The organism is Ruegeria sp. YKSD163 (genome assembly GCF_059612905.1).
In genome coordinates this window covers 69,968-83,627 of record NZ_JBXWRM010000008.1, presented here as the reverse complement: position 1 = coordinate 83,627, position 13,660 = coordinate 69,968, and the positions used below count along the sequence as shown (strand labels likewise).

Here is a 13,660-nt window from a genome sequence, read left to right as displayed (position 1 = left end):
TCCGCTGGTGAAGGCCGGGATCAGTCAGCCACGACAATACGGTCGAGTTGCCAGATGCTGCGAGAGTAGATCAGTTCGGTCTGATACGCCGTCGACTGGTCATAGGGATAGATGATCCAGAGCGGCCCCTTGTCTCGGATGCTCATGTGCTTGCCGTCGCGCAGATAGGCGATGATCGGTCCATCGTCCGTGGCATCGGATGTCGGTATTGCGATGGAGTAGTTGTTGATGGCTGTCGCCTCAAGGGTGCTGCCCTGGGCGTCGATATGTTCGAGTAGCTTCGCCAAACGCACTCCGGTGAATGTCACGAGACCCGAGGTCCAGATTGTCGATGTCGTGATCTCGGCGGTGCCCATGGCCTTGAGCATCTCAAGGTCGAAGGCGGCCACCCCAGATGCATTGCCGTTTCCGATTTTCCCCGTGACCGTCAGGACGACTTGTCCGGTCGGATCGGAAAGCGTTCCCGCCCCGGCGGGAAGCACAGATATCACCAGAACGGCAAGATATGCGGCGATAGCTCTGATCAAGTCCACTTCCTTTCTTCTGTCCGCGGTGGGGTGCTGGGTATGTGGCACAGTGATTGCAGAAAAAAGACGGTAAAGCAGCCTATCGTTAGCGTATGATCCTATACTTTAGAACGTAATTTGGGATCGAAGGTTTGCGCGCACACGCCAATGAACCGGGAAGCGGTGATCCAACGCGCTTCTTTGGGTTTGCCCATTTTGATATGAATTGACCAAAGGGAAGGGCGAATACGATCGGACAACTCGGTTGAACAGGCTTTGAAGAATTCAAGATACCCATGCGGATACTGATTGCTGACGACCACCATCTAGTACGCGAGACCATCGGTGCCTTTATCGAGGCCAAGATGGATGTTCGGGTGGAGAAGGCAGACAATCTGACCGAGGCCTGTGACATCGTCGAACGGGAAGGTGCATTCGATCTGGTCTTGCTCGACTATGACATGCCAGGGATGGATGGGTTGAACGGTCTCAAGCGAATGATCTCGCTAAACGCGGATCGTCCCGTGGCGCTGCTGTCGGGCGCGGCGTCCCGGCGGATTGCCGAGAATGCCCTGGCGCTTGGTGCTGCGGGATTCATCCCGAAAACCATGAACGCGCGGTCAATGGTTCTGGCGGTCCGGTTCATGGTCGAGGGCGAGGTATTCGCGCCCTTCGATTTTCTGTTCGGCGAGGCAGAGGAAACGCCATGGGAACTGACGGGCCGGGAAAAGGATGTTTTGCAGGGCATCTGCAACGGGTGGTCCAACAAGGAAATCGCGCGTGAACTGGCCGTGCACGAGACCACCGTCAAGATGCATGTCCGGGCCCTGACGAAGAAGATGAATGCCAAGAACCGCACCCATGCCGCAATGCTTGCGCGCGAGAACGGTTTTTCCTGAACCGACTTGTCGAGGATGCCGCCCGGCTAGCTTTTGATGCGATCGATGGGGCGCGGTGCTCAACCCAGCGCGGTAAAGCCTGCGTCCAGCGCTGACAGGATGTCGGTGACATCCTGCGCGCTCAGCACGAGTGGCGGCGACAGGATGATATTGGGGCCCGAGACTCGCAGCATCACCCCGGTCCGATACGCCGTCTCGTAGACGGTGTTCATCGTCGCGGCGCCGGCGGGGGTCTTGCTGGCGCGGTCGGCGACCACCTCGAGTGCCGCCATCAGACCATGACCGCCGCGAACATCGCCGATCATTTCGTGCTTGGCGGCCAGCGCTTGCAGGCCGGAATACAGCTCGGCCCCCCGCGCGGCGGCATTGCTGGCGACATCAGCTTTCAGTGTTTCCTTCAGGCAGACCACCGCCGCCGCTGCGCCCACCGGGTGACCGGAATAGGTATAGCCGTGGCTGATTGCGCCCTTGCCGCTGGTGTCGCCCTCGAACACCTCGGTCATCCGCGCGCCGATCAGCACCGCGCCAAAGGGGAAATAGCCGTTGGTGATTGCCTTGGCGGTGCACATCATGTCCGGCTGCACCCCCCACAGGCGCGACCCCGACCAGGCGCCGGTGCGGCCGAACGCGGTGATCACCTCATCGGCGATCAGCAGGATGCCGTTGCGGTCGCAGATCTCGCGCACCATCGGCATGAAGCTTTCATGCGGCGGGATCACTCCGCCCGCACCCAGGATCGGCTCCATGATGAAGGCGGCGATGGTTTCAGCCCCCTGAAAGGCGATCTCGTCCTCCAGCGCCTGAGCGCACAGCTGCGCCAGCCGCGCCGGGTCGGTCTCGTTGAACGGGTTGCGATAGGTATAGGGGGCGGGAATGTGGAAACAGCCCGGCAGCAGCGGTTCGTAATCGGTGCGGAACTTGTTGTTGCCATTGACCGAGGCGCCGCCGAAATGGGTGCCGTGATAGCCCTTTTTCAGTGACAGGAACTTGGTGCGCTGGGGCTGCCCGCGCAGCTTGTGATACTGCCGCGCCAGACGCAGCGCGGTCTCGACACTGTCCGAGCCGCCCGAGGTATAGAACACGCGCTGAATGCCTTCGGGGGCGAAGAAGTCGCACAGGTCATAGGCCAGCTCGATGGCGGCATCGTTGGTGGTGCCGCGGAAGGTCGAGTAATAGGGCAGGCTGTCGAGCTGCTCGGCAATGGCCTGTTTCACCGCGTCGTTGGAATAGCCCAGGTTGACATTCCACAGCCCGCCGACCGCGTCGATGGTCTCGTGCCCGTCGATATCGCGAATGCGGACACCGGAGGCGCCGGTGATGATCTTGGGCGGATTGGCCTGGGCATCGGCGGGGTGAGTCATCGGCTGCCAAAATTGGCGGGCGTTGTTTTCTTTGATGAAATTGGCGGTTTTCATCGGTTCCTCTCCCTTTGCGGCGGCAGGTCTCTTTGGCTCATGCTTGACACAGGGATTTCTCTATGACAAGCATTTTATGAAACGATGGTTTGAATAATGAACCAATAGGGATGGAGGACCCCCGCCATGGATCAGGCAGCAATCGACGCCCTGCGCACCCGGGTGATCCCGCCGCGCGGCCATGTGATCGGCGGGCGCGTCGAGGGTGGAGGAGAGACGCTTGACGTGATCTCGCCCATCGACGGGAGCGTCCTGACCCAGATCGCGCGGGGCGGCGCGCGCGAGGTCGCGCAGGCGACTGCCGCCGCGCGTCAAGCGTTCAAATCCCGTGTTTGGGCCGGGCAACCGCCCGCCGCCCGCAAGAAGGTGCTGACCCGTCTGGCCGAGCTGATCGAGGGTGAGGCGCTGGACCTTGCGGTGCAGGGGGTGCGCGACAACGGCACCGAGATTTCCATGGCCTTCAAGGCCGAAAGCGGTTCGGCCGCCGGGACCTTTCGCTATTACGCCGAGGCGCTCGACAAGGTCTATGGCGAGATCGCCCCGACCGCGGGCGACATTCTGGGCCTGGTGCACAAGGAACCGGTGGGCGTGGTGGGCGCCATCCTGCCCTGGAACTTCCCCTTGATGATCGGCGCGTGGAAGATCGCGCCGGCGCTGGCCATGGGCAATTCCATCGTGGTCAAACCGGCCGAGAGCGCCTCGCTCTCGATCCTGCGTCTGGCGGAACTGGCGCTGGAGGCGGGGCTGCCCGAAGGCGTGTTCAACGTGGTCACCGGCAAGGGATCCGAGGTGGGCGAGGCAATGGGCCTGTCGATGGAGATCGACATTCTGGTCTTTACCGGCTCGGGCGCGGTCGGGCGGCGGCTGTTGGAATATTCCGCCCGTTCGAACCTGAAACGCTGCTATCTGGAACTGGGTGGCAAGTCGCCCAATGTGGTCTTTGCGGATGTGGCCGATCTGGATCACGCGGCCAAGGTTTCGGCGGCGGGCATCTTTCGCAATTCGGGGCAGGTCTGTGTCGCGGGCTCGCGTCTGATCGTGGAACGGTCGATCCATAACGAATTCGTCGATGCGCTCTGCCGCCATGCCAGCGCGCTCAGGGTGGGCGATCCGCTCGATCTGGGTTCGTCCGTCGGGGCGGTGCATTCGGCGGCGCAACTGGAGCAGAACCTGCGCTTTGTCGAAACCGCCTTGACCGAAGGCGCTGATTGCGCCCTGGGCGGCAAGCGCATCCTCGAGGAGACAGGCGGCTATTACATGCAGCCCACGGTGATGACGGGTGTGGCGCGCGACGCGACGCTGAACCAGCAGGAGGTGTTTGGCCCGGTGCTGGCGGTCAGCGCCTTTGACACCGAGGCAGAGGCGGTCGATCTGGCCAACTCTACCGTCTATGGTCTGGCCTCGGGGCTCTGGACCTCGGACCTCAGCCGTGCGCATCGGATGGTGCGGGCCATCCGCGCCGGTGTGGTACATGTGAACACCTATGGCGGCGCCGATGGCACCGTGCCCTTGGGCGGGGTAGGCCAGTCGGGCAACGGCCATGACAAGAGCCTGCATGCGCTCGACAAATACGTGGACCTGAAAACCGCCTGGATGCAGCTATGACGCCAGAGACCCAGGCCCTTGTCGACCGGCGCGCGCGCCTGTTGGGGCCGAATGTCAGCCTGTTCTATGACGAACCGGTGCATGTGGTCCGGGGGCAGGGGGTCTGGCTGTGGGACAGTGAGGGCAACAAGTACCTCGATTGCTATAACAACGTGCCGCATGTGGGGCATTGTCACCCCCGCGTGGTCGAGGCCATTGCGACGCAGGCCGCGACGCTGAACACCCATACCCGCTACTTGCACGAGGGTATCCTCGACTATGTCGAGGCGCTGACCGCGACATTCGACGCGCCGCTGGACACCGCGATCCTGACCTGCACCGGGTCCGAGGCGAACGATATCGCGCTGCGCATGGCGCAGGCGGTTACCGGCAACACCGGGGTGATCGCGACCGATCACACCTATCACGGCAACACGATGGCGGTGTCGCAACTGTCGCGCACCAATCCGCCGCCGGGCGGGTATTGGGACAACATGGCCTTTGTGCCCGCGCCCGACAGCTATCGCCCCCTGGGTGGCGTTCCCGGCCCGGCGCATGCACAGGCGTTTGCCGCTGCTGTGCAGGGGCAGATCGAGGCACTGGCCGCGCGCGGACACAAGCTCGCCTGCCTGATCATCTGCCCCTATTTTGCCAATGAAGGTTTCCCCGCGCTGGAACCCGGCTGGCTCGCCCCCGCAATCGAGGCCGTGCGCCGCTCGGGCGGTATCGTGATCGCGGATGAGGTGCAGCCCGGTTTTGGCCGCCTGGGCAGCCATTTCTGGGGTCACCAGAAGGCGGGTTTTCTGCCTGACGTGGTGACCCTGGGCAAGCCGATGGCCAACGGCCACCCGGTGGGCGGGGTGGTGACCGGCCCCGGGATCATGGCCGCGTTTCGCAAGCGGTTCCGCTATTTCAACACCTTCGGTGGCAACCCGGTCTCTGCCGCCGCCGCGCTTGCAACGCTGAAGGTGGTGCAGGACGAAGGGTTGATGGAGAACGCGCGCATGGTGGGTGACTATGCCCGCGAGGGCCTGCACGACCTCGCCGGGCGTCACGAATGCATCGGCGATGTGCGCGGATCGGGGCTGTTCTTCGGGGCCGAGATGGTGTTGGACCGGATCGACAAGACCCCCGCCACCGCCTTTGCCAAGCGGGTCGCCAACGCGATGCGGCAACGGGGCGTGCTGCTGAATTTCCTGGGCATCCATTACAACACGCTGAAGATCCGCCCACCGATGCCGTTCAGCCGTGCCAATGCAGACCAGTTGATCGAAACACTGGACACCGTCCTGTCCGAAACGCCGTTAGTTCCGTGACCGTTGCCCTTGCCCATGCCTTGAGACTCTGGGGCCTCGACGGGGCCCGCCATGAACTGGCCGCGCAGCGGGAAAACGAGGTCTGGAAGGTGTCGGACGGCACGCGCCACTATGCGTTGCGGTTTCACCGCCCCGGTTACCGGAGCGAGGCCGAGTTGCACTCGGAGCTTGCCTGGATGGAGATGCTGGGCAAGGCGGAACTGCTGGTTCCGCGACCGGTGCGTCAGGTGGATGGCACCTTGTTGGGCCGGGTCGAGGGTCGGCATGTCAGCCTGCTGGAATGGTTGGAGGGTCGTCCGCTGGGCGAAATGGGGCGCTTGGCGCCGGGACTGGATGCCGAAGCCATGGGCCACATCATCGGGGCGCAGATGGCCCGGATGCACGACCTGTCGGACTGCTGGACGCCGCCCACGGGTTTCCAGCGTCCCGACTGGCGGCGTTCGGGGTTGCTGGGGCCGGACCCGCTCTGGGGTCGGTTCTGGGAACACCCTGACCTTGACCCCGAGCAGCGGCAATTGATGATCGCAACCCGCGAGCGGGCGTTGGCCGGGTTCGAAGGGTTCGCCCCCGATACCGACCAGGGCTTGATCCATGCCGATCTGGTCGCCGAGAATGTGCTGGTCGACCACGATCGCGTGGCGTTCATTGATTTCGACGATAGTGCCTGGGGATACCGGGATTTCGACCTTGCGACGGTTCTGGTCAAGTTCATCGGCCAGCCTGAATACGACCGGCTGCGGGCTGGTCTGTGCGCGGGCTATGCCGTGCGCCGCAAGGTCGAGCCCGGCACGCTCGATTTCATGCTGATGCTGCGGGCGCTGACCTATCCGGGTTGGATCCTGTCGCGGCTGGACGAATCGGGCGGGCGGCAAAGATCGACACGCATGCTGGACACCGCGCTGCGGCTGGCCGGGGATTTCATGGAGGAGAGGCAGAGATGAGCGACAAGACGATCCTGATCGCGGGCACCTATGACACCAAGGATGATGAGCTGAATTACCTCGCCAGCGTGATCGCGGCGCAGGGGGGCGGTGTGCTGTCGATGGATGTCAGCGTGCTGGGCGATCCGTCCCGGCCCACGGATGTCTCCAAGCATGAGGTGGCCGAGGCCGGTGGCAGTTCCATACAGGCGGCCATCGACAGTGGCGACGAGAATGCCGCCATGCAGATCATGGCCCGGGGCGCAGCGGCCAAGGCGCTGGAGCTGTATCTTGCGGGCCGCATCCACGGGGTGATCGTGCTGGGCGGCACCATGGGCACCGATCTGGCGCTGGACCTGTGCGCGGCATTGCCGCTTGGGGTGCCCAAGTACATCGTCTCGACCGTCTCGTTCTCGCCGCTGTTGCCGCCCGAGCGGATCCCGGCGGATGTGCAGATGATCCTCTGGGCCGGGGGGCTATACGGGTTGAATTCGATCTGCAAGGCCTCGCTCAGCCAGGCGGCGGGGGCGGTGCTGGGGGCTGCGCGCGCGGTCGAGGCGCCGCATCGTGACCGCCCGCTGATCGGCATGACCAGCTTCGGCAAGACGGTGCTGCGCTATATGGTCAGCCTGAAACCGGCGCTTGAGGCGCGCGGATACGAGGTGGCGGTGTTCCACGCGACCGGTATGGGCGGGCGCGCGTTCGAGAGCTTGGCGGCCGAGGGCGCCTTTGCCGCCGTGTTCGATTTCGCGCCACAGGAGGTGGCCAACCACCTTTTTGGCGGTCTCTCGGCGGGGGCCGACCGGATGACCAATGCGGGCAGGCAGGGCATCCCGCAACTGGTGGCGCCGGGCTGTTACGATCTGGTCGATTACGTCGGCTGGCAGGCGCCGCCCGCTGCGCTGGCCGACCGGCCCAGCCACGCCCATAATCGCCTGCTGACCTCGGCGGTTCTTGATGCGGGCGAACGCCGTGATGTTGCACGCGCCATCTGTGGCAAGCTGGCGGGCGCACAGGGTCCCGTGACGCTGATGCTGCCCACCGGGGGCTGCAACGAATGGGACCGCCCCGACGCGCCGCTGCATGATGCGGAGGGGCTGGCGGCCTTTTGTGACGAGATCCGCAGCGCTTGCCCGGACAATGCCGAACTGATCGAGCTGGATGACCATATCAACGATGCCGCGTTCTCGGACCGTGCACTGGCGGTGTTCGACGATTGGGTGGCGCGGGGGCTGGTCGGCAAGGGGGCTTGAACTCTGGTCAATAACCTACATGCGCTGTAGGTATTGACCATGTACTCGATCGGAACCCTTGCCCGCAGAACCGGCACCAAGGTGCAGACCATCCGCTATTACGAGCAGATCGGATTGATGCCCGAGGCCGGGCGCACCGCGGGCGGCCAGCGCCGCTATGACGAGGCCGCGCTGGACCGGCTGGCCTTTATCCGGCACGGGCGGCAGCTGGGCTTTGGTCTGGATGCGATCCGCGAGCTTCTGGCGTTGAACGACCAGCCGGGGCAAAGCTGCTCGGCCTCGGATTCCATCGCCCGGCGGCAGTTGGCGCAGGTGCAGCAGCGGCTGGCCCGGCTACGCGCGCTGGAGGCCGAGTTGCAGCGGATGATCGACAGTTGCGACGGCCATCGCGGCAGCGATTGCCGCGTGCTCGAGGTGCTGCGCGACCATTCCGAATGCCTGACCGATCACGGCTCGGAGGCGCCGGTTCAGTCGTAGCGGCGCCGGGTCTTGGCCCCATCGTGGGTGATCGCGCAGAGCGACAGCGTATGGTCCATGTTGCGCATCCGGTGGCGCAGCATCTGCCGGGACAGCCGCGCCAGATCCGCCGCATGAGCCGGATCGCCCGCCACGTTGCGGAACTCGCCCTCACCTTGATGGTCGAACAGCATCGGCGGCAGGTCGGCGGCAAATTCGACAAGGGTAAAGCGCGCATCGCGCAGGATCGCCACCGCGCCCGCGCTGGGGCCAAAACCGAACGCCTGCTGCCAGAGCGTCGGGTCCAGCGGGTCCGAGATATCCAGCTCGGAAAAGGAATACTGCCGCCAGTCGGATGGGGCCTCGCCCGTCAGGAAGGGCCTGAGCGAGCGGCCATCGACCGAGTTCGGAACCTCCTGCCCGACCCAGTCGAGGATGGTGGGCATCAGGTCGATCGACTCGGTCGGGGCGTCGACCACATGGCCCGCCTTGCAGCCCGGCGCGCGGATGATCAGCGGCGTGTGATAGGCGGCGTCATAGACCGTCATCTTGCCCCAGCTGTGGCGGTCGCCCAGCATCTCGCCATGATCGGCGGTGACCACGATCAGGGTGTTGTCATATTGGCCGGTCTCTTTCAGATGCCCGATCACCCGGCCGATATGAGTGTCGACCTCGGTCGCAAGGCCCAGATAGATCGCGCGCAGGGTCTGGATGGTCTCGTCGGTGGGCTCCAGATCCGGGAAGCCCAGCACGAAACTGGCCGGGCTGGAATAGCGGGTAGCGGGGCCGAAGAAGGGGTGTTCAGCTGCCTCGTCGTCGCGTGTCGACAGCCGCGCGGGCAGCGGCAACCTGGCGGGATCGTACATCGTGTTATAGGGCGCGGGCGCCACCAGAGGCGGATGTGGCCGGATATAGGTGAGATGCGCGAACCAGCTTTGCCCGGCCCAGGCGGGCATGTTGGCAAGGAACTGATCGGTCAGAAAGGCGGTATCGCTGTCCTCGGCCCGGTACATCGCGGGCCCGTTCAGGCGCGGGGTGCCGTCGGCATCCGGGCGGGGCACATAGACCTGCGCGTAATCGTCGAAGGCATAGCCGCGGTTCTTCAGATGCGATTGCCAGGGATAGGACATCTCCAGCCGCATCTCGGTGACCTCGTGAAACCCGTTCATCGGGAATTCATAGGTCCTGAGCGCCGGGTCGTTGGCGTCATAGGCGCGCGGATCCTGCGAGGTGTCGGTATAGCCAAAGAGCAGCGGCAAGTAGCCCGACTTGCGCATCTCGGTCGCGATATTGGGCGTGTCGTGGCGCAGCGGGGTGCCGTTGCGGACCGAGCGGTGATTCATCGCGTATTGCCCGGTCAGGATCGAGGCGCGCGAGGGGCCACAGGGGTTGGTTACCGAATAGTGACGGCGAAAGCTGACCGCGTCCTCGGCCAGCGCCCGCAGATGCGGCAGATCGACATGACCCGCCAGCGCCCCCCACAGGCAATCGGCCCGCAACTGGTCGATGATGATGAAAAGAACGTTGCCCTGCCTGCTCATGGTGCGACCCGCCGGTTTCCGTTGGCCAATGGGTAGCCAGTTGGCTCTTCCCTGTCCAGCGTCCAACCGGGCCGTCTGGCGCCCCGGATCAGTCTATGACGGCGGTGGCCTCGATCTCGACCAGGGCGTCATCCTCGACCAGTCCGGCGACCACCACCATTGCCATGGCCGGGAAATGACGCCCCATCACCTTGCGATAGCTGGCGCCGATCTCGGCCTGACGGGCCATGTATTCCTTCTTGTCGGTCACGTACCAGGTCAGCCGGGTGATATGCTCGGCCCGACCGCCGGCGGCCTCGACCACATCGAGGATGTTGCGCAGCGCCTGTTCCATCTGGCCGATGAAATCATGGCTTTCGAACTGCTGCTGCGCGTTCCAGCCGATCTGACCGCCGACATAGAGATGCCCGTCGCGGGTCAGCATGCCGTTGGCATAGCCCTTGGCGGGGGCCCAGCCCTCGGGTTGGATGATCTTGTGGGTCATGTCTGGCCTCCGTTTACTGAATGTCCGTGCGCAAGCGGAAGCGCTGGATCTTGCCGGTCTGAGTCTTTGGCAGCGCGTCGATGAACCGGATGCTGCGGGGGTACTTATAGGGGGCTATGGTCGCCTTGACGTGGTCCTGCAAGGTCTTGACCATAAGCGCGTCGCCGGTATGGCCCGGCGCCAGCACCACATGGGCCTCGACGATATGGCCGCGCGCCTCGTCCGGGGCGCCGATGACGCCGCATTCGGCCACCGCCGGATGTGACAGCAGCGCCGCCTCGACCTCGGGCCCGGCGATGTTGTAGCCGGAACTGACGATCATGTCGTCGCTGCGGGCGGCGAAATGCAGATAGCCATCCGCATCCATCACGAAACTGTCGCCGGTCACGTTCCAGCCGTTCTGCACATAGCCCGCCTGCCGGTCATCGGCCAGATAGCGGCAGCCGGTCGGGCCGCGTACCGCCAGCCGCCCCACCTCGCCGCGCGGGGCCTCGTTGCCTGCCTCGTCAAGGATGCGCACCTGATACCCCGTCACCGGCTTGCCGGTGCAGGCGGGGCGGTGATCGTCGAACCGGTTCGAGATGAAGATATGCAGCATCTCGGTGGCGCCGATGCCGTCGAGCATCGGCTTGCCGGTCTTGGCGATCCACTCGTCATAGACCGGGGCGGGCAGGGTCTCGCCCGCCGACACCGCCGCCCGAAGCGAGCTGAGATCGGCGCCCTCGTCCATCGCCTTGAGCATGAAGCGATAGGCGGTGGGCGCGGTGAAACAGACGGTAGCGCGGTATTGCTGGATGATCTCGACCATGTTGGGCGGGCTTGCCTGTTCCAGCAGGGTCGCGGCGGCGCCAAAGCGCAGCGGGAATACCGCCAGACCGCCGAGCCCAAAGGTAAAGGCCAGCGGCGGCGAGCCGATGAACACGTCGTCCGGCGTAACGCCCAGAACCTCGCGCGCATAACCGTCGGCGATGATCAGCAGGTCGCGATGGAAATGCATCGTCGCCTTGGGGTCGCCCGTGGTGCCCGAGGTGAACCCCAACAGCGCCACATCGTCCCGCCCGGTCGCGACCGCCTGGAACCGCACCGGTTTTTGCAGCGCCAGCCGGTCCAGCTCGGCATCGTGGTTCGAGGTGCCGTCAAAACCCACCACCGTGCGCAGGTGTTTCGAGGTCTTGGCGCAGGTGACCAGCTCCTCCATCAGCCGCGTGTCGCACAGCGCATGGGTGATCTCGGCCTTGTCGATGATCTTGGCCAGCTCGCCCGCGCGCAGCATCGGCATGGTGTTGACCACCACCGCGCCCGCCTTGGTCGCGGCCAGCCAGCAGGCCACCATGGCCGGGTTGTTGGCCGAGCGGATCAGCACCCGGTTGCCCGGTTTCACGCCCAGATCCTCGACCAGCACATGGGCCAGCCGGTTGGTCCAGTCGCTGAGTTCCTTGTAGGTGCGCCGCCGGCCATTGCCGATCAGCGCGGTATGGTCGCCAAACCCCTTGTCGACCATGGCATCGGTCAGCTCGACCCCGACATTCAGGTGCTCGGGATAGTCGAACCCGTCGAGCAGGAAATCGGGCCATTGATCCGGCGGCGGCAGGTTGTCCCGGGTGAACGTGTCGATATGTGCGCTTGGTCCCAGCATGGTTCAGTCATTCGCCTCGGGCGGCAGGAAATCGACCTCGTGCTGGGCCGAGAGTTCGACCACGCGTTCGACATCCTCCAGATTGTCCAGTGCCTCGAACAGCTCTTTCAGCTTGCGCGCGGGCGAGACCCAGAACAGCGCGCGGGCCGGTTTGTCGGACTTGTTGAAATAGCCATGCGGGATGCCCTTGGGCATGCGTACCAAATCACCGGCGCGTGCCTTGGACCAGACCCCGTCCAGCTTCAGGTCCAGCTCGCCCTCCTGCACCAGGATGAATTCGTCCTGGGTGGGGTGGACATGCACCGGCACGAACTGGCCCGGTTCCGAGTTGGTTTCAAAGGCAAAGGTCGTCTCGCAAACCGCCTTGGGGTAATAGGTCTGGCCCAGAATGTTCCACACCACCCCGTCATAACCGGTGCCGTTTTCGGTAATGCCCTTTTCCAGATCCTTGGTCATGGTCTCTCCTCCCATTGACGTTTCGGTCCTATCCCTGCGCCAGCACCTGGCGGGCGATCACCACCCGCTGCACGTCGCTGGCGCCCTCGTAGATGCGCAGGGCGCGGATATCGCGATACAGCTCCTCGACCTTTTCGCCGCGCCGCACCCCGTCGCCGCCGAACAGCTGTACCGCCTTGTCGATCACCTGCTGGGCGTGGTCGGTGGAATAGAGCTTGGCCATGGCCGCCTCGCGGCTGACGCGCGGGGCGCCCATATCCTTGGCCCAGGCGGCGCGATAGGTGAGCAGCGCACTGGCATCCACATCCAGTGCCATGTCGGCGATATGACCCTGCACCATCTGCAGATCGAACAGCGGCGCGCCCTGCACCTGCCGCGTGGTGACGCGCGCCAATGCCTCGTCGAGCGCGCGGCGGGCAAATCCCAGCGCCGCCGCCGCCACGGTCGAGCGGAACACATCCAGCACCGCCATCGCCACCTTGAATCCTTCTCCAGGCGCGCCCAAGAGCGCCGATTTCGGCACCCGCACATCTGTAAAGCGCAGCCGCGCCAGCGGGTGCGGCGCCATCACTTCGAGCCGCTCGACCACCTCGAACCCCGGCAGGCCCGCAGGCACGACAAAGGCGCTCAGCCCGCGCGCGCCGGGCGCCTCGCCGGTGCGGGCAAACAGCGTATAGACATCGGCAATCCCGCCGTTCGAGATCCAGGTCTTTTCGCCGTTCAGCACGTAATCGTCACCATCGGGGGTGGCCGTCATGGTGGAATTGGCCACGTCCGAACCCGATTGCGGCTCGGTCAGCGCAAAGGCCGAGATCGCCTGGCCGCTGCGGGTCAGCGGCAGCCATTCGGCCTGCTGTTCGGGGGTGCCGAACAGCGAGATCGCCCCGGTGCCCAGCCCCTGCATGGCAAAGGCGAAATCGGCCAGCCCGTCATGACGGGCGAGGATCTCGCGGCTCAGGCAGAGGGTCCGCACATCCAGCCGCTCGCCCTCGGCGGCACCGGTCGCCTGCAACCAGCCGCCCGCGCCCAGATCACCCACCAGCTTGCGGCAGGCCGCGTCAATGTTGCCGTGATCCACATGCAGGCGCGCGCACCAGCCCTCCATCGCCTCGGCGCGGGCGCGATGGGTCTCGTCGAAAAACGGCCAGGTCAGGAAGCTGCGGTCTGCCATCTCTTTCCTCCAAGGGGCTTCAT

13 protein-coding genes are annotated in these 13,660 nt (G+C 64.7%); 6 read left to right on the top strand and 7 right to left on the bottom strand.

Going from position 1 to position 13,660, the window contains the following annotated elements; genetic code table 11:
• Positions 1–20: 20 nt before the first annotated feature.
• Positions 21–491 carry a putative pterin-binding protein gene (locus AC2FNA_RS12295; protein ID WP_496826911.1) on the bottom strand — a complete coding sequence of 157 codons (471 nt, stop codon included), beginning with the start codon at positions 489–491 and terminating at the stop codon, positions 21–23.
• 311 nt (positions 492–802) lie between these two features.
• Between AC2FNA_RS12295 and AC2FNA_RS12290 the strand changes: the two genes are divergently transcribed.
• A complete protein-coding gene (locus AC2FNA_RS12290) occupies positions 803–1,405 on the top strand; it encodes a response regulator transcription factor (RefSeq protein ID WP_496826909.1) in 603 nt (200 codons plus the stop codon).
• Positions 1,406–1,464: 59 nt separating this feature from the next.
• Here the strand turns inward: AC2FNA_RS12290 and AC2FNA_RS12285 are convergent, their stop codons facing one another.
• On the bottom strand, positions 1,465–2,820 hold the full coding sequence (locus tag AC2FNA_RS12285) for an aspartate aminotransferase family protein (protein WP_496826907.1): 1,356 nt from the start codon (positions 2,818–2,820) through the stop codon (positions 1,465–1,467).
• Between the two features lie 126 nt (positions 2,821–2,946).
• On the opposite strand from AC2FNA_RS12285, the gene AC2FNA_RS12280 reads away from it, so the two are divergent.
• Genes AC2FNA_RS12280 through AC2FNA_RS12260 form a run of 5 tightly spaced genes read left to right on the top strand, consistent with a single transcriptional unit; the run spans position 2,947 to position 8,370 of the window.
• Positions 2,947–4,425, top strand: coding sequence for an aldehyde dehydrogenase family protein (locus AC2FNA_RS12280; RefSeq protein WP_496826905.1), 1,479 nt, complete (start codon positions 2,947–2,949; stop codon positions 4,423–4,425).
• Positions 4,422–5,720 (top strand): aspartate aminotransferase family protein, encoded by a 1,299-nt coding sequence (locus AC2FNA_RS12275; RefSeq protein ID WP_496826903.1) that lies wholly within the window; start codon positions 4,422–4,424, stop codon positions 5,718–5,720. The genes AC2FNA_RS12280 and AC2FNA_RS12275 overlap by 4 nt, the downstream gene beginning before the upstream one ends.
• Positions 5,717–6,661, top strand: coding sequence for a homoserine kinase (locus tag AC2FNA_RS12270; RefSeq protein ID WP_496826901.1), 945 nt, complete (start codon positions 5,717–5,719; stop codon positions 6,659–6,661). The genes AC2FNA_RS12275 and AC2FNA_RS12270 overlap by 4 nt, the downstream gene beginning before the upstream one ends.
• Complete coding sequence (locus AC2FNA_RS12265) at positions 6,658–7,893, top strand: Tm-1-like ATP-binding domain-containing protein (protein WP_496826899.1); 1,236 nt, start codon at positions 6,658–6,660, stop codon at positions 7,891–7,893. The genes AC2FNA_RS12270 and AC2FNA_RS12265 overlap by 4 nt, the downstream gene beginning before the upstream one ends.
• A gap of 39 nt (positions 7,894–7,932) precedes the next feature.
• Entirely contained in the window at positions 7,933–8,370 is a 438-nt protein-coding gene (locus AC2FNA_RS12260) for a MerR family transcriptional regulator (protein ID WP_496826897.1), read from the top strand.
• On the opposite strand, the gene AC2FNA_RS12255 is transcribed toward AC2FNA_RS12260, so the two are convergent.
• From AC2FNA_RS12255 to AC2FNA_RS12235, 5 genes are all read right to left on the bottom strand, one after another.
• Entirely contained in the window at positions 8,361–9,890 is a 1,530-nt protein-coding gene (locus AC2FNA_RS12255) for an alkaline phosphatase family protein (protein WP_496826895.1), read from the bottom strand. The genes AC2FNA_RS12260 and AC2FNA_RS12255 overlap by 10 nt on opposite strands.
• Before the next feature lie 88 nt (positions 9,891–9,978).
• Positions 9,979–10,374: a RidA family protein gene (locus tag AC2FNA_RS12250; protein WP_234140329.1), complete on the bottom strand. Its 396-nt coding sequence runs from the start codon at positions 10,372–10,374 to the stop codon at positions 9,979–9,981.
• A gap of 13 nt (positions 10,375–10,387) precedes the next feature.
• Positions 10,388–12,010 carry an AMP-binding protein gene (locus AC2FNA_RS12245; RefSeq protein ID WP_496826893.1) on the bottom strand — a complete coding sequence of 541 codons (1,623 nt, stop codon included), beginning with the start codon at positions 12,008–12,010 and terminating at the stop codon, positions 10,388–10,390.
• A 3-nt stretch (positions 12,011–12,013) separates the two neighbouring features.
• Entirely contained in the window at positions 12,014–12,466 is a 453-nt protein-coding gene (locus AC2FNA_RS12240) for a cupin domain-containing protein (protein ID WP_011242179.1), read from the bottom strand.
• Positions 12,467–12,494: 28 nt separating this feature from the next.
• Entirely contained in the window at positions 12,495–13,637 is a 1,143-nt protein-coding gene (locus AC2FNA_RS12235) for an acyl-CoA dehydrogenase family protein (RefSeq protein ID WP_496826891.1), read from the bottom strand.
• Positions 13,638–13,660 lie beyond the last annotated feature (23 nt).

Excerpts from the sequence above, each read along its gene's own strand:
- AC2FNA_RS12265 (WP_496826899.1), top strand. The coding sequence starts at position 6,658 with ATGAGCGACAAGACGATCCTGATCGCGGGCACCTATGACACCAAGGAT.
- AC2FNA_RS12240 (WP_011242179.1), bottom strand. The coding sequence starts at position 12,466 with ATGACCAAGGATCTGGAAAAGGGCATTACCGAAAACGGCACCGGTTAT.
- AC2FNA_RS12285 (WP_496826907.1), bottom strand. The coding sequence starts at position 2,820 with ATGAAAACCGCCAATTTCATCAAAGAAAACAACGCCCGCCAATTTTGG.
- AC2FNA_RS12290 (WP_496826909.1), top strand. The coding sequence starts at position 803 with ATGCGGATACTGATTGCTGACGACCACCATCTAGTACGCGAGACCATC.
- AC2FNA_RS12280 (WP_496826905.1), top strand. The coding sequence starts at position 2,947 with ATGGATCAGGCAGCAATCGACGCCCTGCGCACCCGGGTGATCCCGCCG.
- AC2FNA_RS12235 (WP_496826891.1), bottom strand. The coding sequence starts at position 13,637 with ATGGCAGACCGCAGCTTCCTGACCTGGCCGTTTTTCGACGAGACCCAT.
- AC2FNA_RS12250 (WP_234140329.1), bottom strand. The coding sequence starts at position 10,374 with ATGACCCACAAGATCATCCAACCCGAGGGCTGGGCCCCCGCCAAGGGC.
- AC2FNA_RS12260 (WP_496826897.1), top strand. The coding sequence starts at position 7,933 with ATGTACTCGATCGGAACCCTTGCCCGCAGAACCGGCACCAAGGTGCAG.
- AC2FNA_RS12255 (WP_496826895.1), bottom strand. The coding sequence starts at position 9,890 with ATGAGCAGGCAGGGCAACGTTCTTTTCATCATCATCGACCAGTTGCGG.
- AC2FNA_RS12275 (WP_496826903.1), top strand. The coding sequence starts at position 4,422 with ATGACGCCAGAGACCCAGGCCCTTGTCGACCGGCGCGCGCGCCTGTTG.
- AC2FNA_RS12245 (WP_496826893.1), bottom strand. The coding sequence starts at position 12,010 with ATGCTGGGACCAAGCGCACATATCGACACGTTCACCCGGGACAACCTG.